The organism is Haematobacter genomosp. 1 (assembly GCF_002196855.1).
Taxonomy (GTDB): Bacteria; Pseudomonadota; Alphaproteobacteria; order Rhodobacterales; family Rhodobacteraceae; genus Haematobacter.
Genome location: NZ_NIPW01000024.1, coordinates 1 through 25,455, shown reverse-complemented (window position 1 = coordinate 25,455; position 25,455 = coordinate 1). Strand labels below are relative to the sequence as shown.

Sequence of the window (25,455 nt, the reverse complement as noted above, 5' to 3'; positions counted from 1 at the left end):
GCCTCCAATCCCTTTCACGAACAGGACACCCGTGATGAAGTTCTTCGTCGACACCGCCGATGTCGCGGCCATCGCCGAGCTGAACGAGCTTGGCATGGTCGACGGCGTCACCACCAACCCGTCGCTCATCCTGAAATCCGGCCGCAACATCCTTGAAGTCACCAAGGAGATCTGCGGCATCGTTTCCGGCCCGGTCTCCGCGGAAGTCGTGGCGCAGGACGCCGACGACATGATCGCGGAGGGCCGCAAGCTCGCCGAAATCGCGCCGAACATCACGGTCAAGGTGCCGCTGACCTGGGCGGGCCTGAAGGCCTGCAAGGTGCTGTCGGACGAAGGGTTCATGGTCAACGTGACGCTCTGCTTCTCCCCCAACCAGGCGCTGATCGCCGCCAAGGCCGGGGCCACTTTCATCTCGCCCTTCATCGGGCGCCTGGACGATATAAACATCGACGGCCTGGATCTCATCGCCGACATCCGGCACATATATGACAACTACGGGTTCGAGACGCAAATCCTGGCAGCGTCCATCCGCACCGTGAACCATATCACCGAATGCGCGAAGATCGGGGCCGATGTCATCACCGCGCCCCCCGCCGTCATCAAGGCGCTGGCCAGCCATCCGCTGACAGAGAAGGGCCTCGACCAGTTCAACAAGGACTGGGCGGCGACGGGGCAGAAGATCCTCTGACCCGTTTCGACCCCTGGCTGGCGCGTTGGGGGCTGATCCCCGACGGGCCGGTAACGGACACTCCCGGCGCACGGCTCCTGCCCGTGCGACACCTCGGCCGGCCCGCGATGCTGAAGGTCACGCGGTCGGACGAGGAGCGCGCGGGGTATCCGCTGATGGTCTGGTGGCACGGTGAAGGCGCGGCCCGCGTGCTGGCCTGCGAGGGCGATGCGCTGCTGATGGCGCGGGCCACGGGGCCCCGGTCGCTCCTCCACATGTCCCGGACGGGAGAGGATGCCGCGGCGACGGCGGCGCTCTGCGCGGTGCTCGCCCGTCTTCACCGCCCCCGCGCCGGGGCGCCGCCGCTCCTGCCGCTGGAGACGTGGTTTGCCGGTCTGTGGCGCTTTGCCGCCGATCCGAGACTGGCCCGCGGGACCGAGATCGCACGGCAGGCGCTGGCCGACCAGCAGGAGCGCCTGCCGCTCCACGGCGATCTGCATCATGGCAACGTGCTCGACTTCGGCGGGGAGGGTTGGCTCGCCATCGACCCGAAGGGGATCGAAGGCGACAGGGCGTTCGACCATGTCCGGCTTTTCACCAATCCCGATCTTGCCGAGCCCCGCCACCCCGTCGCGCTGATGCCGGGCGTCTTTGAGGCGCGTCTGGCCATCGTCGCCCGTGACGCCGGGATCGACCGTCCCCGCCTGCTCCGCTGGATCGTGGCGGGAACGGCTCTGTCCGCGGCGTGGCTGCTGGAGGACGGCGCGGATGCCACGCTCACTCTGGCCGTAATGTCACGCGCGCTGGAAGAATTGGACGGGGGCTGACCGCCCGCGTTGCCGCCTTCCCGCCGCCCCGCCATAGTCGGGACAAAAATCGAGAGGGCAGCCATGGCGGACAATACGGCACAGGAACTGCGCGAACGTATTCTTGCGGAACCGGAACTCATTCTCGAAGACAGGGATCTGATGCGCGCCCTCATCGCGGCGAATGACCGCGCGCTTGGCCCCAATGTGATAGACCTGCGCAGCGTCGCGATGGAGCGGCTCGAATCCGAACTCGACCGGCTGGAGGATACCCACCGGCACGTCATCGCCGCCGCCTATGACAACCTCGCCGGCACCCGGATCGTGCAGCGCGCCGTGCTGAAGCTTCTGGAGCCTGTGGATTTCGCCGAATTTCTCGCCATGCTGCAGGATGAGGCGCGGCAAATCCTGCGCCTCGACAGCGTGCGCCTGGTGATCGAGGCGGACGTGGAGGCGGAGACGCCCGGCCCCCTGCCCGTCCTGAAGATCGCGCCCGCGGGCTTCTGCGACGCCTATGTCTCCACCGGGCGGCGGGGGCGGGCCAAGCCGGTCACGCTCCGCCCCCTTCAGGATTCGGGCGAGCTTTATGACGATGCCGCCATCCTGTCCGAAGCGCTGCTGCTGCTGGATCTCGGCCCCGGACGGCTGCCGGGGCTGCTGGCGCTCGGTTCCTCCGACGCCAACCACTTCCGTTCGAGCCACGGAACGGAGCTTCTCACCTTTCTCGCTGGGGCCTTTGAGCGGATGATGCGCCGCTGGCTGGCATGAGCCTGCTTTCCCCGGCGGTCAGGGACGCGCTGGAGCAATGGCTGACCCGGCTCCGCGCGGTGGAGGGTGCGGCGGAAAACACGGTGATCGCCTATCGCAGCGATGTCGTGGGGTTTCTCACGTTCCTCTCCACCCATCATGGCGGCGCAGCGGGTCTGGCTCCCCTCGCCCGCATTACAGGCTCCGACATGCGGGCCTGGATGGCGCATGAGCGCGGGCGCGGCCTGTCGGCGCGGTCGCTTGCCCGTGCGCTCACGGCGGTCAAGACCTTCTACGGCTGGCTGGCGGAACGCGAGGGGTTCGAGCCGACCGCCGTCCTCAGCATCCGCCCGCCCCGTTTCAAGGCCCGCCTGCCCCGCCCGTTGAGCGAGGAGGCCGCGCTTTCCGTCATCGACCGGGTGGAGCTTCAGCACGAGGAGCCGTGGCTCGGCGCCCGCGACGCCGCCGTGGTGACGCTGCTCTACGGCTGCGGCCTGCGGATTTCCGAAGCGCTGTCCCTGCGCCGTCGCGACGCCCCGCTGGGCGAGACGCTGCGCGTCATCGGCAAGGGCAACAAGGAGCGTCTCGTTCCCGTGCTGCCCGCCGCACGGCAGGCGGTCGCGGATTACGTCGCCCTGCTTCCCTTCGCCGTCCCGGCGGAGGAACCGCTGTTCCGAGGCGCGCGCGGCGGTCCGCTCAACCCCGGCTTGATCGCCCGTGCGATGGAGCGGGTCAGGAGCCAGATGGGTCTGCCCGCGACCGCCACCCCCCATGCGCTCCGCCACTCCTTCGCCACGCATCTTCTGAACGCGGGAGGCGACCTCCGGGCGATACAGGAACTGCTGGGCCACGCTTCGCTTTCCACCACGCAGGTCTATACCGCCGTTGATGCACGGCGGCTGATGGAGGTCTACGAGAACACCCACCCGCGGGCATGACCGGCGGAGACCACTTCAAGACTCACCTTACCGCAGTGATGCAGAACCGAACCCCTCCTGAGGCCACTCTCAGACCCCAGCACGCAGCGATGGGGCCCATAGCCCGCGGAAAAGCAAATTCCGCTGCACCTCGCAGGAGCAGGGGTTTGGCACACTCTCGGCGGAAAACGGGCGGGGCGCGGGAAGCGCGGCGGCGGGATTGAACGGAAGACAAGTGTCGGCGGCAATCTGGGGCCACGGTTGCAGGCAATGCGGCGGGCCTGTCCGATGCCCGGCTCTCCCCCTGCGGGGGCTCCTGCCTCCATGATTGCAGGGCCAGACAGGGCGATCGGGCGGTCCGGGAACCCTCGCGCGCGTCCCCGGCGTTGCGCCCGAGGGAAATATGGGCGATGACCGGGGGGAACGTCACGGGATTGCCATGATCACCACCGCTCGCGCCTATCTGGTCCATATCTTCACCGCCACCGGGGCGATCTGGGCGACGCTGGCCATGCTTGCCGCCGTCGATCACAAGTGGGACACGATGTTCCTGTGGCTGGTCGTCGCCTTCATCGTGGACGGAATCGACGGCCCGCTGGCCCGCCGTTACGACGTGCGGGAAAAGGCGCCGATCATAGATGGGGTGCTGCTCGACCTCATCATCGACTACCTGACCTATGTGTTCATCCCGGCCTATGCGCTCTTTGCCTCCGGGATCCTGCCCGGATGGACGGGCTGGTGCGCGATACTGGTCATCAACTTCGCCTCCGTGCTCTATTTCGCGGACAGCCGGATGAAGACCAAGGACAATTCCTTTTCCGGCTTCCCGGCCTGCTGGAACATGGTGGTGCTCGTGTTCTTTGCGCTGAAGCCGGATTTCTGGATCGTGCTCGCCATCGTCATAGCCTTGGCGGTGCTGATGTTCGCGCCGCTGAAATTCGTCCATCCCATGCGCACGAAGCGCTGGTCTGCCCTGACGCGCCCGGTGGCGTTTCTCTGGGTGGCGCTGGCCGGGTGGAGCGCCTGGGTGGATTTCTGGCCCTCCGGCGTCGTGCAATGGGGGCTGGCGATCACGACGATCTATCTCGTCCTCGCGGGGATCGTGCAGCAGATGACCGAAAGGCCCGGGCGCTTCTCGCCGCCCTGACAGAGCCCTGACAGGCGACGTTGACGGGATATCGAAAAGGGCGCGAAACCGCGCCCTTTTTCTTTTGTCGGAGTCTCCGGGCGCGCCGCCCGCTTCAGGCAAGCACGCCATCGCAGCGGGCACAGGTGCCCAGATGCTTGTGGGTGCCGACATCGGGCAGGATCTTCCAGCAGCGTTCGCATTTGCCGCCGTCCGCATGTTCAAAGACCACGCCCACGCCTTCGATCTCCGGCAGGCGGAACGCCTCGGCCGGGATCGGATCGGTCGTCAGCCAGATTTCCGAGGTGATGCAGACATCCGCGAATTCGACGCCCTTCAGCGCCTCCTGCATGTCCGGGTTGCGCACATGGACGACGGGAGCGGCCTCCAGGCTGGAACCGATTACCTTCTCCTGCCGCTGGATCTCCAGCGCTGCCGTCACCACCCGGCGCACGCGGCGGATCTCCTCCCATTTGCGGGCGAGCGCGGCATCCTGCCAGTCCGCAGGCGTCTCGGGGAAGTCCTGCAGGTGGACGGAAGACTCTTCGCCCGGATAGCGCGACAGCCAGACATCCTCCATCGTGAACGCCAGCACCGGGGCGAGCCATGTCACCAGCCGGTGGAACAGCATGTCGAGCACCGTGCGGGCCGCGCGCCGGCGCAGGCTGTCCACGCCATCGCAGTAGAGCACATCCTTGCGGATATCGAAGTAGAAGGCCGACAGATCGACGGTGCAGAACTGGAACAGCTTCTGGAACACACCCTGGAAGTCATAGGCGTCATAGCCGCGCCGGACCTCGCCATCCAGCTCGGCCAGACGGTGCAGCACCCAGCGTTCCAGCTCCGGCATCTCCTCCGGCGCGATGCGTTCCGCCTCGTCCCAGCCGTCGAGATTGCCGAGCATGAAGCGCATGGTGTTGCGCAGGCGGCGATAGCTGTCGGCGGTGCCCTTCAGGATTTCCTTGCCGATCCGCTGGTCCACCGTGAAATCGGACTGCGCCACCCAGAGCCGCAGGATATCGGCGCCGTATTCCTTGATGACCTCCGCCGGGACCACGGTATTGCCGAGCGACTTGGACATCTTCATGCCCTTCTCGTCCAGCGTGAAGCCGTGGGTCAGCACGCCGCGGTAGGGTGCGCGCCCGATGGTGCCGCAGGCCTGCAGCATGGAGGAGTGGAACCAGCCGCGATGCTGGTCCGTGCCTTCCAGGTACAGATCCGCGATGCCGTCCGGCGTGCCGTCGGGCCGGTCGCGCAGCACAAAGGCATGGGTGGAGCCGCTGTCGAACCACACGTCCAGCACGTCCCTGACCTGATCGTAGGCGGCGGGATCGTAAAGGCCGTCCAGCACCTTTTCCTTGAACCCGTCCTCGAACCATACATCCGCGCCGTCGGCCTCGAAGGCCGCGACGATCCGGGCGTTCACCTCCGCGTCGCGGAGCAGGAAATCGGCGTCTGTAGGTTTCCCGCCCCGTTTCACGAAGCAGGTGAGCGGCACCCCCCAGGCGCGCTGGCGCGACAGAACCCAGTCGGGCCGCGTCTCCATCATGGAATGCAGCCGATTGCGCCCCGACACGGGCGTAAACGCCACCAAGTCCTCGATGGAGGTCAGTGCGCGCTGGCGGATCGTGTCGCCATAGGTGGCCATGCCATCGTCCAGCGGCTTGTCGATCGCCACGAACCACTGGGGGGTGTTGCGGTAGATGACCGGGGCCTTGGAGCGCCAGCTATGCGGATAGGAGTGCTTGATCCGGCCCCGCGCGATCAGGGCGCCCGCCTCGACCAGACGGTCGATGACGGCCTTGTTCGCGCCGCCCTCCTTGCCCTTCGGCGTGATAATGAACTCCCCCGCGAACAGCGGCAGGTCGGCCCGATAGGAGCCGTCCTCCATCACGTTGTAGGTCATCGGAAGGCCGAACTTCAGCCCGAGCTGATAGTCGTCGTCGCCGTGGCTGGGCGCGGTATGGACAAAGCCCGTGCCGGCATCGTCGGTGACGTGATCGCCCGGCAGCATGGGCACGTCATAGTCCCACTCGCCTTCGCCGCCCTCCACACCGCGGAGCGGATGGGACAGGATCAGCCCGCCCAGCTCCTCCGCCGTCACGTCGCGCAGCCGCTCCGCCCGGTCGATCCGCGCGGCGGTGAACACGCTGTCCGCCAGCTTGTCGGCCAGCAGCAGACGGTCGCCGGGTTTCGCCCAGTTGTCCTCGGCGGCTTCCTTCACTTCGTAAAGGCCGTAGGAGATCTCAGGGCTGAAGGCCACGGCGCGGTTCTGCGGGATCGTCCAGGGCGTCGTCGTCCAGATCACCACCGCCGCCGAGAGAAGGCCGGTGTCCATGCAGCCGTCCCCCTCCGGGAAGCTGCCGGCCGCGACCACCGGGAACTTCACCCAGATCGTGTGCGAGGTGTGATCGTGATACTCGATCTCCGCCTCGGCCAGCGCGGTCTTTTCGACCGGTGACCACATGACCGGCTTCGACCCCTGATAGACCGAGCCGTTCATGACGAACTTCATGTATTCGTCGGCGATCACGGCTTCGGCGTGATAGGCCATGGTCAGGTAGGGATCGGCCCAGTTGCCGGTGATGCCGAGGCGCTTGAACTCCTCCCGCTGGATATCGACCCAGCCTTCGGCGAAGCGGCGGCATTCGCGGCGGAAGTCCACCACGGGCACGTCGTCCTTGTTCAGACCCTTGGCGCGGTACTGTTCCTCGATCTTCCATTCGATCGGCAGGCCGTGACAGTCCCAGCCGGGGACGTAGCGGCTGTCCTTGCCCATCATCTGCTGGGAGCGGACGATGAAGTCCTTCAGCGTCTTGTTCAGCGCGTGGCCGATATGCAGATGCCCGTTCGCATAGGGAGGGCCGTCATGCAGCACGAAGGACGCGCGCCCCGTCTTTTCCCGCAGACGGTCGTAGATACCGATCCGCTCCCACCGGGCCAGCCATTCCGGCTCCCGCGCGGGCAGGCCCGCACGCATGGGGAATTCGGTCTTCGGCAGGAAGACGGTGTCGCGGTAGTCCACGGTATCGGCAGGCGTATCGGTCATCGGAACGGTCCGGTCAGAGGAGGGAATGTCGGCGCGGGTCGGAAAACCCATGTCCCCGGCGTCTCTGAAAGGTCAGAGAGCCGGGCCGGTAATTCGGAAATTGCGTGCCAGCGTCGCGTTCATTGGGCGCTTATAGAGCCGCTCACCCGTCCCGTCCACACCCGGCTTGCGGGTCACCTGCGGTCGAACAAGCCGGTCAGGGCGCGGCTCACGAGGTTAGCCACCTTGGGACGCGGCGCGCGGCGGAAGGGCAGCGGGCGGCAGACCTCCATCGCCGCGACGCCGACCCGCGCGGTGAGGGAGCCGTTCACCACCCCCTCGCCGAAGCGGCGCGACAGCTTGGACAGAAGCCCCCCGCCGACCAGCGGCTCGATCAGATCGTCGCCCGCCGCGACCGCGCCGGTGGCAACCAGATGGGTCAGAACGGTGCGCAGCAGCCGCCAGCTGCCGAAAAAGCCGGTCCGCCCGCCGTAGATCTCCGCGATGCGGCGGATCATCCGCAGGTTTGCGGCCAGCGCCGTCAGCACATCCGCCAGCGCCAGCGGGACGAAGGCGGTGACCACGGCCACCTGCCGCGCCGCGCCCTCCACCTCCCGCCGGGCGGCGATGTCGAGGGGGGCCAGCACCTCGACCTCCGCCAGATCGATGAGGCCGTCGCCGTCCAGCAGTTCCTCCCGCCGCGCGGCATACCGCTCCCGCCCCCAGCGGAGCTCGGGGCGGCCCGCGTAAAGCGCCACCACGTCATCGGCCACCTTGCGCGCGGCGGACAGGTCGCCCGAGGCCAGCGCCTTCTCCACCTCCACCTTCACGTGGTCGAGACGGGCGAGACGCAGATAGGCGACCCATTCCTTGCCGATGAGCAGCAGCAGCGCGAGACAGAACAGCCCGACCAGCACCAGCGCGATGGTGCCGAGCGTCGGGTTCCGCTGGATAAGGCCGGTGATGTAATCCCATGTGGCGAGCGTCACGACAAAGCCGATCAGCGCGACCAGCACCGCCCAGAAGAACTTCGCCAGGCGGGAAGGACGGCTGGAGGCCAGCACCGCCATCGTCCGCATCGCCTGCCCGGTGGGAAGGTCGGCGTCCGGGTCGTCCATGATCGGCGGGGCGGAGGCGGGCGTGACCTCCGGCCGGTCGTCGTCGGCATATTCGATCAGCACGCCCTTGCGCGGGGTCTCGCTCACAGCCGGTCTCCGATCAGGAACTCCGCCGCGCGGTCAAGGCGGATATGGGGCGGCCCCTCGCCGGGGCGCAGATGCAGCTGGGGGGGCGCGAAGTTCATGATCTCGTAATCCGCATCCAGCCATTTCTTCACCCCCTCCCGCGCGGGGGACAGCAGGCGGGCGGGGTCGTCGGGCAGTTCGCCGGGGTAATAGGCCGCCTGCCGCCCGGAGCCGAGCAGCGTTCCCCGCACGGCGTCCAGCATCTGGCCGCGCCAGTCTATCTGCTCCTCCACCGTCGCACGGATGGAGGCGATGGACATGGCCGCGGTCCGGGCACCGGAGAAATCCGCCCGGTCCCGTGCCTCCCGCACCAGGGCCTCCATGATGGCGGTGAGCCTCGGGTGCTGGGAATGGTGAAGGTGATCCGCCTTTGTGGCGGCGAACAGGATCCGCTCCACCCGCCTGCCGCCCAGCATGGAGGTAAGCCAGCGGTTCCGTCCGGGCCGGAAAGCGCCGAGGATGTCGGCCAGCGCCTGCCGCAGATCCTCCACCGCGGGCGGGCCGGAATGGATCGCGCCAAGCGCATCGACCAGCACCACCTGCCGGTCGATCCGGGCGAAATGGTCGCGGAAGAAGGGCTTCACCACCTCCCGCTTGTAGGCATCGAACCGGCGTTCGCATTCGCGCCAAAGGCTGCCCCGCGCGGGCTTCTCCGGCGGGCGGAGGGGGGCAAAGGTCAGCACAGGGGAGCCGGCCATCTCTCCCGGCAGCAGGAAGCGGCCCGGCGTGCAGTCGGAAAAGCCCGCCTCCCGCGCGGTATGGAGATAGGCGGTGAAGGCCTCGGCCAGCGTCTTTATCGTCGGCTCGTCGAACTTCCCGCCTGCATCGGTGTCATCAAGGAGGGCGAGGAAGGCACGACCCTCCTCCCGCGTCTCCAGCCGCCGCAGGGTTTCCGCGGACCAGTCGGCATAGGTCTTTTCCATCAACCCAAGGTCCAGCAGCCATTCGCCGGGGTAATCCACGATGTCCAGATGCACCGTCCGCGGTCCTGACACGGCGCCCAGCAAACCCGTGGGCTGCACCCGGAAGGACAGGCGGAGCTGGGAGATGGAGCGCGTCGACTCCGGCCAGCGGGGATTGTCACCGCTCAGCGCGGCAAGATGCGATTCATAGTCGAACCGCGGGAGCGTGTCATCGGGCTGCGGCTGAAGCCACGCCGCCTTGATCGCCCCCGAAGCGGCGGGGGAGAATTGCGGCATCCGCCCGCGATCCATCAGGTTCGCCACCAGCGAGGTAATGAACACCGTCTTGCCCGAACGCGCGAGCCCGGTGACGCCCAGACGGATCACGGGCTCGAAAAACGCCTCCGACACGGTCGCGCCCAGGGTTTCGACGCTCCGCGAGACGCCATCCGCAATCCTGCCAAGAACCAACTGCCGCTCCCTTTCGCGTGTTCTGCAAACATAGGGCCGGATCGGGGCGCTGTGTAGGGCTTGCGAAACGCGCCGCTTGGGGTCACATGGCGACCATGCCACGCTATGCCCTGAAAATCGAATATGATGGCGCGCCTTTCGCCGGGTGGCAGCGCCAATCCGGCCAGCCGTCGGTGCAGCAGGCGGTGGAAACCGCTCTCCGCCGGCTGGAGGCGGAGGCGCCGGGCATCGGCGCGGCGGGGCGGACGGATTCCGGCGTCCATGCGACAGGCCAGGTGGCCCATTGCGACCTTGCGCGCGCCTGGCAGCCGTTCCGGCTGATGGAGGCGCTGAACCACCATCTGAAGCCTGCTCCCGTGGCGGTGGTGGCCGTCGCGGAGGTCGCCGCCGATTTCCACGCCCGCTTCTCCGCGCTGGAGCGGCGCTACACCTTCCGCCTCGTCTCGCGGCGGGCGCCCGTCACCCATGACGCGGGACTGGTCTGGCAGGTGCGGCAGACGCTGGACGCAGAGGCGATGCGGGCGGGCGCGGCGCGGCTTGTTGGCCGGCATGACTTCACCACCTTCCGCTCCACGCTCTGCCAGGCGAACTCTCCCGTCAAGACGCTGGACCGGTTCGATCTGGAAGTGCTGCCCTATCCCGGCGGCACGGAATACCGTTTCCATCTTCGCGCAAGGAGCTTCCTGCACAATCAGGTCCGTTCCATGGTTGGCACGCTGGAACGCGTGGGGGCGGGCGGGTGGACGCCGGAGGATGTGACGCGCGCGCTGGAGGCGCGGGACAGGGCCGCCTGCGGTCCGGTCTCTCCGCCGCAGGGGCTTTACCTCACCGGTGTGGAATATCCGCTGGATCCCTTCGGCTGAACGAAAAGGCGCGGCGACCGGAGCCGCCGCGCCTTCTGTCCGAACTGGCGGACCTTATTGGTAGTCGCGGTCCGAGAAGATATCCCGCTTGTGCGTGTTCGGCACGAAGATCGCCCCGATCACCACCGTCATCAGCGCCACGACGATGGCATACCACAGACCGGAGTAGATGTTTCCGCTCTGGGCGCTGATCGCGAAGGCCGTCGCAGGCAGCAGCCCCCCGAACCAGCCGTTGCCGATGTGATAGGGCAGCGACATGCCGGAATAACGGATGCGTGTCGGGAAAAGTTCGACCAGCGCCGCCGCGATCGGGCCATAGACCATCGTCACAAGCACGATGAGATAGGTCAGGATAAGCACGAGCGTGAGCTTCTGCGCCGTGAAGATGTCGAAGAAATGCGCAGCCTTCGCGACGGTCGTATTCTCTGCGGCCGTCAGTGGATAGCCCGCGCCGCGCAGCGCGGTATTCACCGCCGTCTCGAACGCCTTCTTCTGCTCCGCCGCATCCGGGGCGGAGGCGTCATACGACGCGATCACCGTCCCGCCGATATCCACCGTGGCGAGCGTGTTGGCCGGCGCATCCACCGTCGAATAGTTGACGGAGTTCTTCGCCAGCATCGCCTTGGCCACGTCGCAGGACGAGGTGAACTTGGCGGTGCCGGTCGGGTTGAACTGGAACGAGCAGTCGTCGGGGGAGGCCGTCACCGTGACCGGGGTTTCCTGCGCGGCATAGAGCGCGGGGTTCGCGGTCTTGCTCAGGAATTCGAACACCGGGAAATAGGTGATCGCCGCGATCAGGCAGCCGCCCAGAATGATCGGCTTGCGCCCGATGCGGTCGGAGAGCGACCCGAAGAACACGAAGCCCGCCGTGCCGAGGATCAGCGACCAGGCCACCAGCACGTTGGACGTGAAGGTATCGACCTTGACCACGTTGTTGATGAAGAACAGCGCGTAGAACTGCCCGGAATACCACACCACCGCCTGACCCGCCGTCAGACCCAGCAGTGCGATCAGCGCGACCTTGCCGTTCTTCCAGTTGCCGAATGCCTCGCGCATCGGAGCCTTGGAGGCGCGGCCCTCCTCCTTCATCTTCTTGAAGGCGGGGCTTTCTTCCATCTGGAGCCGGATATAGAGCGAGATGCCCAGCAGCAGGATGGAGGCAAGGAACGGAATCCGCCAGCCCCAGGCGCGGAACGGGTCGAGCATGACCTGCACGCCGTCGGCGTTCAGGACGGGCTGGCCGTTCATCACCTGCGGCACCGCGGCGAAGTTGTTGTTCACGATGCTCTGGGTAATCAGGATCACGATGAGCGACAGCAGCAGACCGAGCGTCGCAGTCGTCTGAATCCAGCTCGTGTAGAAGCCCCTGCGCCCCTGCGGCGCGTGTTCGGCCACATAGACGGCCGCCCCGCCATATTCGCCGCCCAGCGCCAGGCCCTGAAGCATGCGCAGGGCGATGAGGATGATCGGCGCGGCCGCGCCGATCGACTCATAGCCCGGCAGCACGCCCACGATGAAGGTTGAAATCCCCATGATGAGGATCGTCATCAGGAAGGTATATTTCCGCCCGATCATGTCGCCGAGCGAGCCGAAGACCAGCGCACCGAAGGGCCGCACGATGAAGCCCGCCGCAAAGGCCAGCAGTGCGAACACGTTCCGCGTCGCCTCCGGGAAGGCGGAAAAGAACTGTGCCCCGATGATCGCCGCCAGCGACCCGTAAAGATAGAAGTCATACCATTCGAAGATCGTCCCGGCGGAAGAAGCCAGAATGACCTTCTTCTCCTCCCGCGTCATGGGACGGGCGCGCTCGCGCACCGTGGTATCTGCCATCGCCATCTGTATCCTCCTCCGTGGCATGCAGAATTCATCGGAGACATGCGTCCCCAGACCATCGCGGCGCTGCCGCGACGGGGAGATCCCTGTCCCTTCTTGCTCATCAGGTTGCCGGCGAAACCGCCACCCTCCGGCCCCTCCTCCGGGCCGAAGGCCTTCCCGTCAGGCCGATACGCGCTCCACGATGCCGACGAGGCTCTCCGCGACATCCCCGATCGGGGCCATCGCGTCGATGTGCTCAAGCACGTCCCGGCGGTCGTAATAGGCGATCAGCGGTGCCGTCTGCGCGTGGTAGGCGGCAAGCCGCGCGGCCACGGTTTCGGCACGGTCGTCGGCGCGGCGCTTGAAATCGCCGCTGCCGCATTTGTCGCAAGTCCCGGCCACGGCCGGGGTCTTGAAGCTGTCATGATAGCCTTCGCCGCAACCGGCGCAGGTGTAGCGTCCCGCGACGCGCTCCACCATCGCGGCGTCATCGACATCGAGCGCCACCACGGCGTCGATCCGCTGCCCCCGCTCCGCCAGCAGCGCATCCAGCGCAGCGGCCTGCCCCTCCGTCCGGGGGAAGCCGTCGAGGATGACCCCACGCGCCACGTCCGGCGCCGAGAGGCGTTCGTTCAGCACGGAGAGGACGATCCCGTCGGAGACGAGGCCGCCCGCTTCCATCACCGCCTGCGCGGCGCGGCCTGCCTCCGTTCCCGCGGCGACCGCGGCGCGCAGCATGTCGCCCGTGGAAAGCTGGACGAGGCCGAAACGCTCCTCCAACATCCGGGCCTGGGTTCCCTTCCCCGCACCGGGGGGGCCGAGCAGGATGAGGACCGGCGGAGCGGCGGGGCGGGTCGCGGTGTCCATGTTCATCCCTTGTTGGCGCGGTTGGCGATGAGGTCGTCCACCACCCCCGGGTCGGCGAGGGTGGAGGTATCGCCAAGGCTTCCGGTGTCGTTCTCGGCGATCTTGCGGAGAATGCGGCGCATGATCTTGCCCGAGCGCGTCTTGGGCAGGCCCGGCGACCACTGGATCACGTCGGGGCTGGCGATCGGGCCGATTTCGGTGCGCACGAACTGGACGAGCTTCTTGCGCAGGTCATCCGTCGCCTCAACCCCGTTCATCAGGGTGACATAGGCATAGATGCCCTGCCCCTTGATCTCATGCGGATAGCCGACGACGGCGGCTTCGGCGACGTCGGGATGCGCGACGAGCGCGCTTTCCACCTCCGCCGTGCCCATGCGGTGACCGGAGACGTTGATGACGTCATCCACCCGGCCGGTGACCCAGTAATAACCGTCGGCATCCCGCCGGCACCCGTCGCCGGAGAAGTAATAGCCCTTGTATTGCTGGAAATACGTCTCCTGGAACCGCTCGTGATCGCCATAGACGGTGCGCATCTGTCCGGGCCAGCTGTCGGCGATGCAGAGCACTCCCTCACACTCCACCCGGTCGATTTCCTTGCCGCTTTCCGGCTCCAGCACCACCGCCTTCACGCCGAAGAACGGTTTGGTCGCGGAGCCGGGCTTCGTCGGGATCGCCCCGGGGATCGGGGTGATGAGATGGCCCCCGGTTTCCGTCTGCCACCAGGTATCGACGATGGGAAGCGCGCCCTTGCCCACGTGCTTGTCGTACCAGTGCCAGGCCTCCGGGTTGATGGGCTCGCCGACGGTGCCAAGCAGCTTGAGGGAGGAAAGGTCGTATTTCTCCACCCATTCCGGCCCCTGCCCCATCAGCGCGCGGATCGCCGTCGGCGCGGTATAGAACTGGCTTACCCTGTGCTTTTCGCAGACGGCCCAGAAGCGGCCTGCATCGGGATAGGTGGGAACGCCCTCGAACATCACCGTGGTCGCACCATTGGCGAGCGGGCCGTAGAGGATGTAGCTGTGACCGGTGACCCAGCCCACATCGGCCGTGCACCAGAACACGTCCCCCTCGTGATAGTCGAAGGTCACCTCATGGGTGATCGCCGCATAGACGAGATAGCCGCCCGTGGTGTGCACGACGCCCTTCGGCTTGCCTGTGGAACCGGAGGTATAGAGGATGAAGAGCGGATCCTCCGCCCCCATCGGCCGCGGCGGGCAATCAGGGCTGGCGTGTTCCATCAGCGCCTTCACGTCCACGTCCCGGCCGTCCATCCATGTCGTCTGATCGCCCGTATGCTTGACGACCATGCAGCGCACCCGGTCGGAGCAATGGAGCAGCGCCATGTCAGCATTGGATTTCAGGTTCGTCCGCTTGCCGCCGCGGGGAGCGGTATCGGCGGTGATGACCACCTTCGCGCCGGAATCGTTGATCCGGTTGGCAAGAGCGTCCGGGGAGAAGCCGGCGAAAACCACCGAATGCACCGCCCCGATCCGCGCGCAGGCGAGCATCGCATAGGCGGCCTCCGGGATCATCGGCAGGTAGATGACCACACGGTCGCCCCGCATCACGCCCTGGCTCAGCAGCACGTTGGCGAAGCGATTCACCTTTTCGGACAGTTCCTTGTAGGTAATGTGCAGCGCGGGCTGGTTCGGATCGTCCGGCTCCCAGATGATCGCCGTCTGGTGGCCCCGCGTGGCGAGGTGCCGGTCGATGCAGTTGACAGAGGCGTTGAGCACCCCGTCCTCATACCACTTGATCGACACCTTGCCGAAGGTGAAGTCGGTGTTCTTCACCTTGGTATAGGGCTCGATCCAGTCGATCCGCTTGCCTTCCCGACCCCAGAAGGCATCGGGATCTTCGATGGACTCGCGATAGAGTTCCTCATATTTCTCGGGGGTCACATGGGATTGCGCCACGAAATCCGCCGACGGGACATGAGTCTCCGATTCCTGCGCATGCTGCGCCTTTGTCTGAGCCGACATTGTTCCTCCTCAGCTCGCGCGTCCACCGGCTTTCGCCAGCCCCTCCGGACCTCGCCAATCACAGGAGTGTAATCCCAAGTAAACGAAGGCGTAAACCCTTTTCATAGCGCGAAAATTCTGTAAATTTCTTCACGATGAAAACGGATTTCTGTAAATCCTCTGCATCGCGGCATGAATTTTCCGCATCAATTCAATATTATGAATGTTCATTTTCCGCCGGATGCCGCTGTCCCGCAGAAAAACCGAAGCGCGACGACTTGCGCAGAAGCGGGAGCGCGCGGATAACGACACGAGTCGCGCCAGCCCTCCGGCAAGCCCAGACAGGCGAACGCCCCGTGGAAGAACGGGCCCGGCGAGAGGGAAACGACATGGCCGAAGCGAAGGATGTCCTGCGCCCCACCGATGACGAGGCACGCGCGCTGGCGCGCGGCCTGATGGACGCTGCGCGGTTCACCGCGCTCGCCGTGGTGACGGAGGAAGGTCCGCAGGTGAGCCGGGTCGCGCTCGCCACCACGCCGGAGGGCCTGCCGGTAAGCCTCGTCTCCGGTCTGGCTCTCCACACGCGCGCGCTGGCGGCGGATCCGCGTGCTGGCTTGCTCATCGGCGAGCCGGGGGAGAAGGGCGACCCGCTCACCCATCCGCGCCTCTCGCTCTCCGCCACCGCCCGGTTCATCGCCCGCGGGACGGCGGAGCATGAGGCCCTCCGGGCGCATTGGCTGACGTTGCGGCCGAAATCGACGCTCTATGTCGATCTGCCGGATTTCCGCTTCGTGGTTTTCACCCCGACGGGAGCCTCGCTCAACGGTGGCTTCGGCCGTGCCTTCCGGCTGACGGCCGAAGATCTGGGCTGAGCAGCAGATCTGGGTGGATCAGGCGGTCAGTTCACCCGCCAGCGCCCTGTCGATCAGGGCGATCGTCTCATGGATGCCATAGAGCGCGATGAACCCGCCGAACCGCGGCCCCTGACTTTGCCCCAGAAGCACCTCGTAGAGCGTGGAGAACCAGCTCCGCAGCGGCTCGAACCCGTGGTCGGTCCCCACTGCAAAGACCATGGTCTGCAACGCTTCCGCATCCTGACCGCCCTCCCAAGTGGAAAGACGGCGGCGCAGATCCTCCAGCGCGGCAACCTCCTTGCCTTCGGCGCGGCGGAAAACCAGCGTCGGCTTCACGAAGTCGCGGAAATAGCGCACGGCATATTCCGCCGCCGCGTCCAGATCGGGGTTCTTCTCCGGCGTGGCTTCCGGCGCGTAGCGGCGGATGAATCCCCACAGCCCGGACTTGTCGCTGGCCCCGGCGACGGAGGCGAGGTTCAGCAGCATCGAGTAGGACACCACCATATGGCTTTCGGGCGGGGTGCCGCCGTGAATGTGCCAGACGGGGTTGTCCACCTGCTTGGCCACATCCTGCCCCGGATAGGCGCGGAGCTGCTGGTGATATTCGTCCATCGCCTTCGGGATCACATCGAAGGACATCCGCTTCGCCGTTTTCGGCTTCTGATACATGAAATAGCTGAGGCTCTCCGTCGAGGCATAGGTCAGCCATTCGTCGATGGTCAGGCCGTTGCCCTTGGATTTGGAGATCTTCTCGCCATTGATGTCGAGGAACAGTTCATAGGTGAAATGCTCCGGCTTGCGGCCGCCCAGAATCTCGCAGATCGAATCGTAGATCGGCGTGTTGGTGGAATGGTCCTTGCCATACATCTCGAAGTCCACGTCCAGCGCGGCCCAGCGGGCGCCGAAGTCGGGCTTCCACTGCAGCTTCACATTGCCCCCCGTGACGGGCAGGGTCATCTCCTCGCCGTCCTCGTCGTCGAAGGTGATGGTGCCGTCCTTGGCGTTCACCTCCTTCAGCGGCACGTAGAGCACGCGGCCCGTCTTGGGGCTGATCGGCAGGAAGATGGAATAGGTCTGCTGGCGTTCTTCCCGCAGGCTGGCCAGCATGACCTTCATCAGCGCATCGTAACGCTCCGCCGCGCGCAGGAGCGTCGCGTCGAACTGGCCGGACTTGTAGAACTCGGTGGCAGAGATGAACTCATACTCGAACCCGAAGGTGTCGAGGAACCGGCGCAGCATCGCATTGTTATGGGCGCCGAAGGAGGCAAATTCCTCGAACGGATCGGGCACCTCCGTCAGCGGGCGCTGAAGGTTGCGCTGCAGCATCTCCCGGTTGGGCACGTTCTCGGGGACCTTGCGCATCCCGTCCATGTCGTCCGAGAAGCAGATGAGCCGCGTCGGGATGTCGGAGATCACCTCGAAGGCGCGGCGGATCATCGTGGTCCGCGCGACCTCTCCGAACGTACCGATATGCGGCAGGCCGGAGGGGCCGTAGCCCGTCTCGAACAGCACGTAGCCCTTTTCCGGCGGCGCCTTCTCATAACGCTTCAGCAGGCGGCGGGCCTCTTCGAAGGGCCAGGCCTTTGAGGTCATCGCGGCGTCTCTGAGGGCGCTCATGGGATCGTTCCTTTCGGACAGAAGGGTGGTGCCGTGGCCGCGCGGGCGGTCGCCCGGATCGCGGCGCAGGCGCCTGGGTCAAATGCTGCCCCGCAGGCTTTCCCGCAGGGGAAAGACCCTAATGTCGCGTCACCGCGCTCCGGTCAAGCACCCCTTGGCACCCCTTGGCGGTGCGCCTCCGCCTCTTGCCGGACAGAAGCCGCCTCTCTAAGCAATGCGAAACCCGAATCGAGGGAGGCACCTCCGTGGCTACCAAGACCGAGAACGACGCCGGAATGACACCCCAGGACTGCCTCGTCGCGGTCATGGTCGCCGTCTCCGCCTCCGATCAGCAGATGCCGACATCGGAACTGCTGGCCATCGAGGATATCGTGGGCCATCTGCCGGTGTTCGCGAATTACGACCCGGACCGCATCGGCTTCGTGTCCAGCGTGGTGCTCGACCTGTTCGAGGAGGAGGACGGGCTGGACGCGTTCTTCGGCCTGATCCGCCGCTTCCTGCCCGAGCGCCTGCGCGAGACGGCCTATGCGCTGGCCTGCGATGTGGCCGCGACCGATGGCGCCACGCGGCAGACGGAACTGCGGCTGCTGCAGGAGATGCGCCACGAGCTGGATATCGACCGGCTCCATGCCGCTGCCATCGAATACGGGGCGCGCGCGCGCTACCGGCACCTCTGACAGCGCGGCTCAGGTACTGACCGCGATCCAGCGGGCGAGCAGTTCCTGCTGAAACCGGCGGGCGCGGGAGGTCCATTCCAGCGCGCCCGGCGGATTTTCCCGCTCCTGCCGGGAGAGGGCGCGGCGGCGGTCAAGATCCCCCATGAACATCGCAAAGACCAGCGGCCGGCCCGGTGTCAGGATATAGCCCGCAAGGCCGGAGGCGAAGTTCAGCGTCCCCGTCTTGGCCCGCACCTCCACCGGCTGCGGCCCGCGGCCGAAGCCCGCCGGCAGGTCGTAGCGGCGCAGCAGCGTCGGCAGCACGCCGCCGCCCGAGAGCACCCGGACCATGGCAGCCGCCGTCACGCGTGACTCTCCGCCCAGGCCCGAGTGATCCACCAGATCTATCCCTGTGGCACCGAACCGGGCCGCTGCCCAGGCCGACATCTCGCTTGCCGAACTGGCGAGCGAGCCCGCCCTGCCCCCGCGCGCCAGCGTGGCGGTCAGGCCCAGCGTCTCCGCCGTCAGATTGTTGGAGAATTTGAGCATGTCGGCAGCGACGGCGGCAAGGTCGTCGCTCGAATGCGAGACGAGCGCCGAGCCCTGGGCCGCACCGGCAAGAGGTGTGGGCGGGCCAAGCGTGATGCCCTTCTGCGCGGCCAGCGCGCGAAACGCCTCGCCCGCATAGGCGGCGGAGGAGCGGACGGGCAGCCACCGGCTTCCCTTCGCGTTCAGCGCGCGTGCCGCGACCGTCCAGTCGTCCGTGCCCCTGCCGCCGCTGAACGTGAACAGCGGTGTGTCGCGGTCGGCCAGACGCATCCGCGCCATCCTGACCTCCGGGCGGAAGCGGTCGCCCGTGGCCTCCATCCGGGTGGTGATGCCGCCACCCTGCCGCTGCCAGAAGAACTGCACCCGGTTGAAGTTCAGATCGAGCCCCGAGACGGCGGGGTTGTAGCCGACATGCGCGGGCTGGGCCGGGTCGATCTGCTCCACATAGGGAAGCGCGCCCGACCAGGTGAGGAACGCGCCCTTGACCCCGCGGACGCCCTGCTGGCGCAGAGCCTCCGCCATGTCGCCCAGATCGTCGCTGGAGAGCATGGGATCCCCGCCCCCGGCGAGGATCAGGTCTCCCTGCACCACGCCGTCGCGAATCGGCCCGGTGGCGAGCAGGCGCGTGGTGAAACGATGGGCGGAGCCAAGCGTCTCCCACGCGTAGAGCGTCGTGATCGTCTTGGCCACGCTCGCGGGCGGAAGGGAGGCGGTCGGGTCGCGGGCGTCCAGCACCTCCCCCGTCGCCGGATCGACCAGCAGGAAGGAGACCTCCGCCCCCAGCCGCGCGCGGGCCAGCAGCGCGTCGAGATCGTCAGGCCCCGGCCGTGACGGCGGACGCGCCGCCGTTTCCGGCGCGCGGGCGCAGGCCGCCCCGGCGGGAGCGGCGAGGAGAAGTGCCAGCAGGGAACGGCGGCTGAGAGACGGAAAGCGGGTCATCGGCGGGAGTTAAATGCAGCGCCGTGCATCCCGCAAGCACCTCTCACCGCCGCCACTCCCCCCGCGCACGAATCTGTGATGAGGAGATCGGCCGCATCGGAATGTCGAGGAAACACCAGGCGGGCGGATGGGTCCGCGCCAGACGCCCGGCTTCCGAGGGCGGAATGCGGAAACCCGCATAGCGGTTGGCCGCCCGTGAGGTGCGCGCCGCGATTCCGCTGCCGGGCCGGGCAAAGACCCCGATCGGAACATGCTCCATGATCCAGCGCCAGTTTTCCCAACGATGGAAGGTGGCGAGATTGTCGGCCCCCATCAGCCAGACGAAATCCACGCCGGGATAGATCGCCTGCATCCGCTTCAGCGTCTCCGCCGTATAGCGGGTGCCGAGCCGCGCCTCGATGTCGGTGATGGCGACGCGGGGATGGTGCATGACGCGCGCTGCCTCCTCCATCCGCCGATGCAGGGGGGCCGGGCCTTCGCGCTTCAGCGGATTGCCGGGGGAGACGAGCCACCACACCTTGTCCAGCCGGAACCGCTTCAGCGCCTCCAGCGTGATATGGACATGGCCCGCATGCGGCGGATCGAAGGAACCGCCGAGCAAGCCGATCTTCTGCCCGGGGCGGGCATGGGGAAAGCCATACATGGACAAACGGAGGTCTCCGCTGGACGCATCGCCTCCTAGCAGCCTTCGCCCGCACAATCCACAAGCGGCGTCACGTGGCCGACACATGCGCTCCCGGGGCGACAGTCGGCCCGCACCGGCGGGCGTCGTTGCGGATTTCACCCCGCGCGGCAGCGGTTTCCCGGCGTTCCGCCCCCGCTCCGCGATTGTCCTTTGTCCGCATCTCCCCTAGATGGGGGGCAAAGCGCCACGAAGGGAACGGAAATGGCTTCATACCAGTATGTGTATCACATGGATGGCGTCTCCAAGGCCTATCCGGGTGGCAAGAAGGTCTTCGAGAATATCCGCCTGAACTTCCTGCCGGGGGTCAAGATCGGCGTGGTCGGCGTGAACGGCGCGGGGAAATCCTCGCTGCTGCGCGTCATGGCCGGGATCGACAAGGATTTCACCGGTGAGGCCTGGGCCGCCAAGGGCGCGCGCGTGGGCTATCTCCCGCAGGAGCCGCAGCTCGACGAGCAGTTGAACGTCCGCGGCAACGTGATGGAAGGGGTGAAGTCCAAACAGGCCATCCTCGACCGCTACAACGACCTCGCCATGAACTACTCCGACGAGACGGCGGAGGAGATGGCGGAGCTGCAGGACCTCATCGACAGCCAGAACCTCTGGGATCTGGACAGCCAGGTGGATGTGGCGATGGAAGCGCTGCGCTGCCCCCCGGACGACGCCGATGTCAGCACCCTCTCGGGCGGGGAGCGGCGGCGCGTCGCGCTGTGCAAGCTGCTGCTCGAAGCGCCCGACATGCTGCTGCTGGACGAACCGACCAACCACCTCGATGCGGAAACCATCGCCTGGCTGCAGAAGCACCTGATCGAATACAAGGGCACGATCCTCTGCGTGACCCACGACCGCTACTTCCTCGACGACATCACCTCCTGGATCCTGGAGCTGGAGCGCGGGCGGGGCATTCCCTACGAGGGCAACTACTCCAACTGGCTTGAGCAGAAGGCCAAGCGGATGGAGCAGGAGGCCCGGGAAGACAAGGCCAAGCAGAAGGTTCTGGAGAAGGAACTGGAGTGGATCCGCGCGGGCGCCAAGGCGCGTCAGGCGAAATCCAAGGCCCGTATCTCCGCCTATGACAAGCTGGTGGAGGAATCGGTCAAGGACCGGGTGGGCAAGGCCCAGATCGTCATCCCGAACGGCCCGCGTCTGGGCGGAAAGGTGATCGAGGTCGAGGGGCTGAAGAAGGCGATGGGCGACAAGCTTCTCATCGAGAACCTGTCCTTCACCCTGCCGCCGGGCGGCATCATCGGCGTGATCGGCCCGAACGGCGCCGGGAAATCCACGCTGTTCAAGATGCTGACGGGCAACGAGACCCCGGACGAGGGCACCGTCACCATCGGCGACACGGTGAAGATGTCCTATGTGGACCAGTCCCGTGACGCGCTCGACCCCGACAAGAACGTGTGGGAGGAGATCTCCGGCGGGGCCGAGATGATCCATCTGGGCGACGCGACGATCAGCAGCCGGAACTATGTCGGCGCCTTCAACTTCAAGGGCGCGGACCAGCAGAAGAAGGTGGGACTGCTGTCAGGCGGCGAACGCAACCGCGTCCACATGGCGAAACTGCTGAAATCCGGCGGCAATCTGCTGCTCCTCGACGAACCGACCAACGATCTGGACGTGGAGACGCTTCAGGCGCTGGAGGCGGCGATCGAGGAATTCGCGGGCTGTGCCGTGATCATCAGCCACGACCGCTTCTTCCTCGACCGGCTCTGCACCCATATCCTCGCCTTCGAGGGGGATGCGCATGTGGAGTTCTTCGAGGGCAACTTCGAGGATTACGAGGCCGACAAGATCCGCCGCCTCGGCCCGGACGCGGCGGCGCCGAAACGCGTCAAGTACAAGAAGTTCAGCCGCTGACGACGAAACGCGAAAGGCGCGGGGTCCTCTCCCCGCGCCTTTTTCATATCCGGCTTTCATGTCGGGCGCCGGTTCAGCTTCTCCCCGCCACGGCTCCCGCCAGAAGCCTTCGGCAGACCGGAGGCGGCAATGGCGGCAGAAACCATCTCCCCCCGCGCCGCTGCAGGAGCTTTCCCCAACAGCTATGAGGCCGGTATGCCTTACCGCGTAGCTGAACCGGTCCTCGCGACCGAAATCTGACGACATTGCAGACGAAATCGAGCAGCAGTTCGACAACGCCCGCACAGGGCTGTCCATCCGAGGAAAGACACATGGACCGACGCCACTTCCTTGCCACGCTCGCCATGGGAACGGGTGCCGCCCTTCTGCCGGCCAAATGGGCCATGGCGCAGGGCCGCGGGCAGGATCTCCGCGTCCTGTCCGAAGGCGCGCCCAATGCCTTCGACAGCTTCTCCGCCGGGGTGAACCGGAACGCGCTGCAGATCACCTGGAACGTCTATGACCGGCTGCTGACATTCGGCTACAAGCCGCAGCCCGACGGTTTCGCCAGCTTCGACTATTACGACATCCGGCCCGAACTGGCGGAAAGCTACGAGGTGTCCGCAGACGGGCGGCAGATCCTGTTCCGGCTGCGCCCCGACGCCACCTTCCACGACGGAGCGCCCGTCACCGCCGAGGATGTGAAATTCTCGCTCGACCGCGTTCTGGCCAGCCCGATCGGACGGTCGCAATTCGCCACCGGCTCCCTAACCGATCCCGCGCAATTCGTGGTGGTGGACAGCCACACCTTCCGCATCGACCTGCCGCAGCCGGACCGGCTGGCGCTGCCGAACCTCGCTCTCACCTATCCGATCATCGTCAACTCCGCTCTCGCCCGGCAGCACGCGACGGAGGCCGATCCCTTCGCCTCCGAATGGCTGCGCATGAACCCGGCGGGGGGCGGCGCCTTCCGCGTGGCGGATGCCGCTCTGGGCGAACGCGTGCTTTTCGAGCGGTTCGAGGACTGGAAAAGCGGCCCGCTCCCCGGCATCCGCCGCGTGCTGTGGCAGACGGTGCCGCAGCCCGAGACCCGCCTCGCTGCGCTGCGCAAGGGGGATGCGGATATCGTGCAGGACATCCCCGCCCCCGACGTGGCCCGCCTTCAGGAGGAGCCGGAGCTGAAGGTCGCCGGGATGCCCACCGCCGCCTTCCAGTTCATCGGCATGAACGGCGGCATCGCTCCCTTCGACGATGTGCGCGTCCGGCAGGCCATCGCCCATGCCCTGCCCTATGAGGAGATGTTCCGCACCGCCCTCTTCAACCGGGGGGCCCCGCTGTTCGGCCCCGCGCCGGAGGGCGACCTGTCCTTCCCGCAGCCGCTCGGAACGATGACGGACCCGGAGCGGGCAAAGGCGCTGCTGGTGGAGGCAGGGCTGGAGGACGGGTTCGACACGACCTTTTCCTACGATCTGTCGCAGGCGAGCGTGGCGGAGCCCGTGGCGCTGCTGCTGCAGGACGCGCTTGGCAAGGTCGGTATCCGGGTGACGATCGAGAAGGTGCCCTCCGGGCAGCTCGGCACGCTGTTGCAGGAGAAGAAGGTTCCCTTCTACTTCGAAGCCTCTATCGCCTTCCTGCGCGACCCGGACTATTTCTTCCGCATCTTCTACACCGGCACCACGCGGTGGAACTTCGGCAACTACCAGAACGCGGAATTCGCGGAGCTGGTGGAAAAGGCGCGGTTCGAAACCGACAGGGCAGCCTATGAGGCCGATGTGGCCCGCATGATCCAGATGGTGAAGGAGGACATGCCGATCATCCTGCTGTGGCATCCGACACTGGATGTCGCGATGCGCCAGGATGTGGAGGGCTACAGCTTCATCTTCCACCGGATGCTGGAGTTGCGCACCCTGTCGCGGGGCTAGGAGACCTTCAGGGCCGCGCCGGAGTGGAAATCGTTCGCGATAGGACCAACTCCGGCCGGAAACCGGCACATCTTGGGTCATACCGGGGCCGATTTCCCGGTTTCCCAAGCAGCGGCACTGCAGAACTTCTGCAGCCTGCTAGGCGGCGAGCACCGGCATCGCCGCGACCAGGGCACGGGTGCAGTCCGCCTGCGGATGAGAGAGCAGGCGCACCACCGGCCCCGCCTCCACCACGCGGCCCGCCTCCATGACCAGCGCCCTGTCGCACAGCCGCGCGACGGCGGAAAGGTCGTGGCTGATGAACAGGAGCGCCAGAGCCCGCTGCCGCCGCAGCGCGTCCAGCCGCTCCAGCAGCTCTGCCCGAAGCGTCGCATCCAGCGCGGATGTCGGCTCATCCAGCACCAGAACCGCAGGTTCGGGCGCGAGGGCGCGGGCCAGGCCGACCCGCGCCCTCTCCCCGCCGGAAAGGGTGTGCGACGGACGGTCCAGCAGCACCTCCGGCAGGCCGGCAAGCCGGGCTGCCTCCCGCAGCCGCTCCTCTCGCTCCGCCTCACCGAGCGCGGGCCGCAGCAGGCGCAGCGGATCGCCTATCGCACGCCGGGCCGTCCAGCGCGGCGGCAGGGCACCCTGCGCATCCTGAAGCGCCAGTTGCACGGCGACGCGCAAAGGGTGGTGCGCGAAACGGCGAAGGGGGACGGCCAGCGCATCCTCCCCCATGAGACGCAGCCTCCCGCCATCGGGCTGCTCCAGCCGGCAGATCATCCGGGCCAAGGTGGTCTTGCCGGAGCCCGACGGCCCGATGAGGCCGACCGCCTCCCCCGCGTGCAGGGCCAGATCCGCGCTCTCCACCGCGGCGATACGCGTCCCGCGCCAGCCTCCCCGCGCCAGACGGAAGCGCCGCGCCAGCCCCGCTGCCCGCAGCACCTCATCGCCGATTGCGGGTGGAGCGGGTGCGACCGGGGGCCGCGCCGCCGCGACCAGCC

20 protein-coding genes are annotated in these 25,455 nt (G+C 66.8%); 10 read left to right on the top strand and 10 right to left on the bottom strand.

Translation table 11 applies throughout. The features are described 5' to 3' along the window. Positions 1-34: 34 nt before the first annotated feature. The 5 genes from fsa to CDV49_RS12260 all read left to right on the top strand — a co-directional run bounded on the left by fsa (position 35) and on the right by CDV49_RS12260 (position 4,284). Positions 35-688: a fructose-6-phosphate aldolase gene (fsa, locus tag CDV49_RS12280; RefSeq protein ID WP_035707584.1), complete on the top strand. Its 654-nt coding sequence runs from the start codon at positions 35-37 to the stop codon at positions 686-688. After that, positions 685-1,494, top strand: a complete 810-nt coding sequence (locus CDV49_RS12275) for an aminoglycoside phosphotransferase family protein (RefSeq protein ID WP_088215852.1) — start codon at positions 685-687, stop codon at positions 1,492-1,494. The genes fsa and CDV49_RS12275 overlap by 4 nt, the downstream gene beginning before the upstream one ends. 63 nt (positions 1,495-1,557) lie before the next feature. Next, entirely contained in the window at positions 1,558-2,241 is a 684-nt protein-coding gene (locus CDV49_RS12270) for a DUF484 family protein (RefSeq protein WP_088215725.1), read from the top strand. Next, positions 2,238-3,158 carry a tyrosine recombinase XerC gene (locus tag CDV49_RS12265; RefSeq protein ID WP_088215724.1) on the top strand — a complete coding sequence of 307 codons (921 nt, stop codon included), beginning with the start codon at positions 2,238-2,240 and terminating at the stop codon, positions 3,156-3,158. Before CDV49_RS12270 ends, CDV49_RS12265 begins: the two co-directional genes overlap by 4 nt. 418 nt (positions 3,159-3,576) lie before the next feature. Beyond that, complete coding sequence (locus CDV49_RS12260) at positions 3,577-4,284, top strand: CDP-alcohol phosphatidyltransferase family protein (RefSeq protein ID WP_088215851.1); 708 nt, start codon at positions 3,577-3,579, stop codon at positions 4,282-4,284. Between the two features lie 94 nt (positions 4,285-4,378). Here CDV49_RS12260 and ileS read toward each other — a convergent pair whose 3' ends face one another. The 3 genes from ileS to CDV49_RS12245 form a co-directional block, all read right to left on the bottom strand. Further along, positions 4,379-7,312, bottom strand: coding sequence for an isoleucine--tRNA ligase (gene ileS, locus CDV49_RS12255; RefSeq protein ID WP_088215850.1), 2,934 nt, complete (start codon positions 7,310-7,312; stop codon positions 4,379-4,381). 173 nt (positions 7,313-7,485) lie between these two features. Beyond that, the gene (locus tag CDV49_RS12250; RefSeq protein ID WP_088215723.1) at positions 7,486-8,496 is read right to left on the bottom strand and encodes a YcjF family protein; all 1,011 of its coding nucleotides are present in this window, start codon (positions 8,494-8,496) and stop codon (positions 7,486-7,488) included. After that, a complete protein-coding gene (locus CDV49_RS12245) occupies positions 8,493-9,908 on the bottom strand; it encodes a YcjX family protein (RefSeq protein WP_088215722.1) in 1,416 nt (471 codons plus the stop codon). The genes CDV49_RS12250 and CDV49_RS12245 overlap by 4 nt, the downstream gene beginning before the upstream one ends. A gap of 95 nt (positions 9,909-10,003) precedes the next feature. On the opposite strand from CDV49_RS12245, the gene truA reads away from it, so the two are divergent. After that, positions 10,004-10,771 carry a tRNA pseudouridine(38-40) synthase TruA gene (truA, locus tag CDV49_RS12240; protein WP_088215849.1) on the top strand — a complete coding sequence of 256 codons (768 nt, stop codon included), beginning with the start codon at positions 10,004-10,006 and terminating at the stop codon, positions 10,769-10,771. 54 nt (positions 10,772-10,825) lie between these two features. Here truA and CDV49_RS12235 read toward each other — a convergent pair whose 3' ends face one another. The 3 genes from CDV49_RS12235 to acs all read right to left on the bottom strand — a co-directional run bounded on the left by CDV49_RS12235 (position 10,826) and on the right by acs (position 15,435). Beyond that, complete coding sequence (locus CDV49_RS12235; RefSeq protein ID WP_256947324.1) at positions 10,826-12,607, bottom strand: MFS transporter; 1,782 nt, start codon at positions 12,605-12,607, stop codon at positions 10,826-10,828. A 159-nt stretch (positions 12,608-12,766) separates the two neighbouring features. After that, on the bottom strand, positions 12,767-13,459 hold the full coding sequence (locus CDV49_RS12230; RefSeq protein WP_088215721.1) for an adenylate kinase: 693 nt from the start codon (positions 13,457-13,459) through the stop codon (positions 12,767-12,769). Then, entirely contained in the window at positions 13,456-15,435 is a 1,980-nt protein-coding gene (gene acs, locus CDV49_RS12225) for an acetate--CoA ligase (RefSeq protein ID WP_088215720.1), read from the bottom strand. The genes CDV49_RS12230 and acs overlap by 4 nt, the downstream gene beginning before the upstream one ends. A 368-nt stretch (positions 15,436-15,803) precedes the next feature. Between acs and CDV49_RS12220 the strand changes: the two genes are divergently transcribed. Beyond that, positions 15,804-16,286, top strand: coding sequence for a HugZ family pyridoxamine 5'-phosphate oxidase (locus CDV49_RS12220; protein WP_088215719.1), 483 nt, complete (start codon positions 15,804-15,806; stop codon positions 16,284-16,286). An 18-nt stretch (positions 16,287-16,304) separates the two neighbouring features. Here CDV49_RS12220 and CDV49_RS12215 read toward each other — a convergent pair whose 3' ends face one another. Further along, positions 16,305-17,885 carry a lysine--tRNA ligase gene (locus CDV49_RS12215; protein ID WP_088215718.1) on the bottom strand — a complete coding sequence of 527 codons (1,581 nt, stop codon included), beginning with the start codon at positions 17,883-17,885 and terminating at the stop codon, positions 16,305-16,307. A gap of 275 nt (positions 17,886-18,160) precedes the next feature. On the opposite strand from CDV49_RS12215, the gene CDV49_RS12210 reads away from it, so the two are divergent. Beyond that, positions 18,161-18,562 carry a tellurite resistance TerB family protein gene (locus CDV49_RS12210; protein WP_088215847.1) on the top strand — a complete coding sequence of 134 codons (402 nt, stop codon included), beginning with the start codon at positions 18,161-18,163 and terminating at the stop codon, positions 18,560-18,562. A gap of 9 nt (positions 18,563-18,571) precedes the next feature. Here CDV49_RS12210 and dacB read toward each other — a convergent pair whose 3' ends face one another. Both dacB and CDV49_RS12200 read right to left on the bottom strand, forming a co-directional pair. Further along, the gene (dacB, locus tag CDV49_RS12205) at positions 18,572-20,029 is read right to left on the bottom strand and encodes a D-alanyl-D-alanine carboxypeptidase/D-alanyl-D-alanine endopeptidase (protein WP_088215717.1); all 1,458 of its coding nucleotides are present in this window, start codon (positions 20,027-20,029) and stop codon (positions 18,572-18,574) included. A gap of 43 nt (positions 20,030-20,072) precedes the next feature. Then, a complete protein-coding gene (locus CDV49_RS12200; protein ID WP_088215716.1) occupies positions 20,073-20,672 on the bottom strand; it encodes a nicotinate-nucleotide adenylyltransferase in 600 nt (199 codons plus the stop codon). A gap of 243 nt (positions 20,673-20,915) precedes the next feature. On the opposite strand from CDV49_RS12200, the gene ettA reads away from it, so the two are divergent. Together ettA and CDV49_RS12190 are read left to right on the top strand one after the other, a co-directional pair. Next, the gene (gene ettA, locus CDV49_RS12195) at positions 20,916-22,571 is read left to right on the top strand and encodes an energy-dependent translational throttle protein EttA (protein WP_088215715.1); all 1,656 of its coding nucleotides are present in this window, start codon (positions 20,916-20,918) and stop codon (positions 22,569-22,571) included. 311 nt (positions 22,572-22,882) lie between these two features. Then, positions 22,883-24,472, top strand: a complete 1,590-nt coding sequence (locus tag CDV49_RS12190) for an ABC transporter substrate-binding protein (protein ID WP_218821963.1) — start codon at positions 22,883-22,885, stop codon at positions 24,470-24,472. A gap of 138 nt (positions 24,473-24,610) precedes the next feature. Here CDV49_RS12190 and CDV49_RS12185 read toward each other — a convergent pair. Further along, positions 24,611-25,455 (bottom strand): ATP-binding cassette domain-containing protein (locus CDV49_RS12185; protein WP_179209193.1); only part of this gene is annotated, 845 nt, incomplete at its 5' end.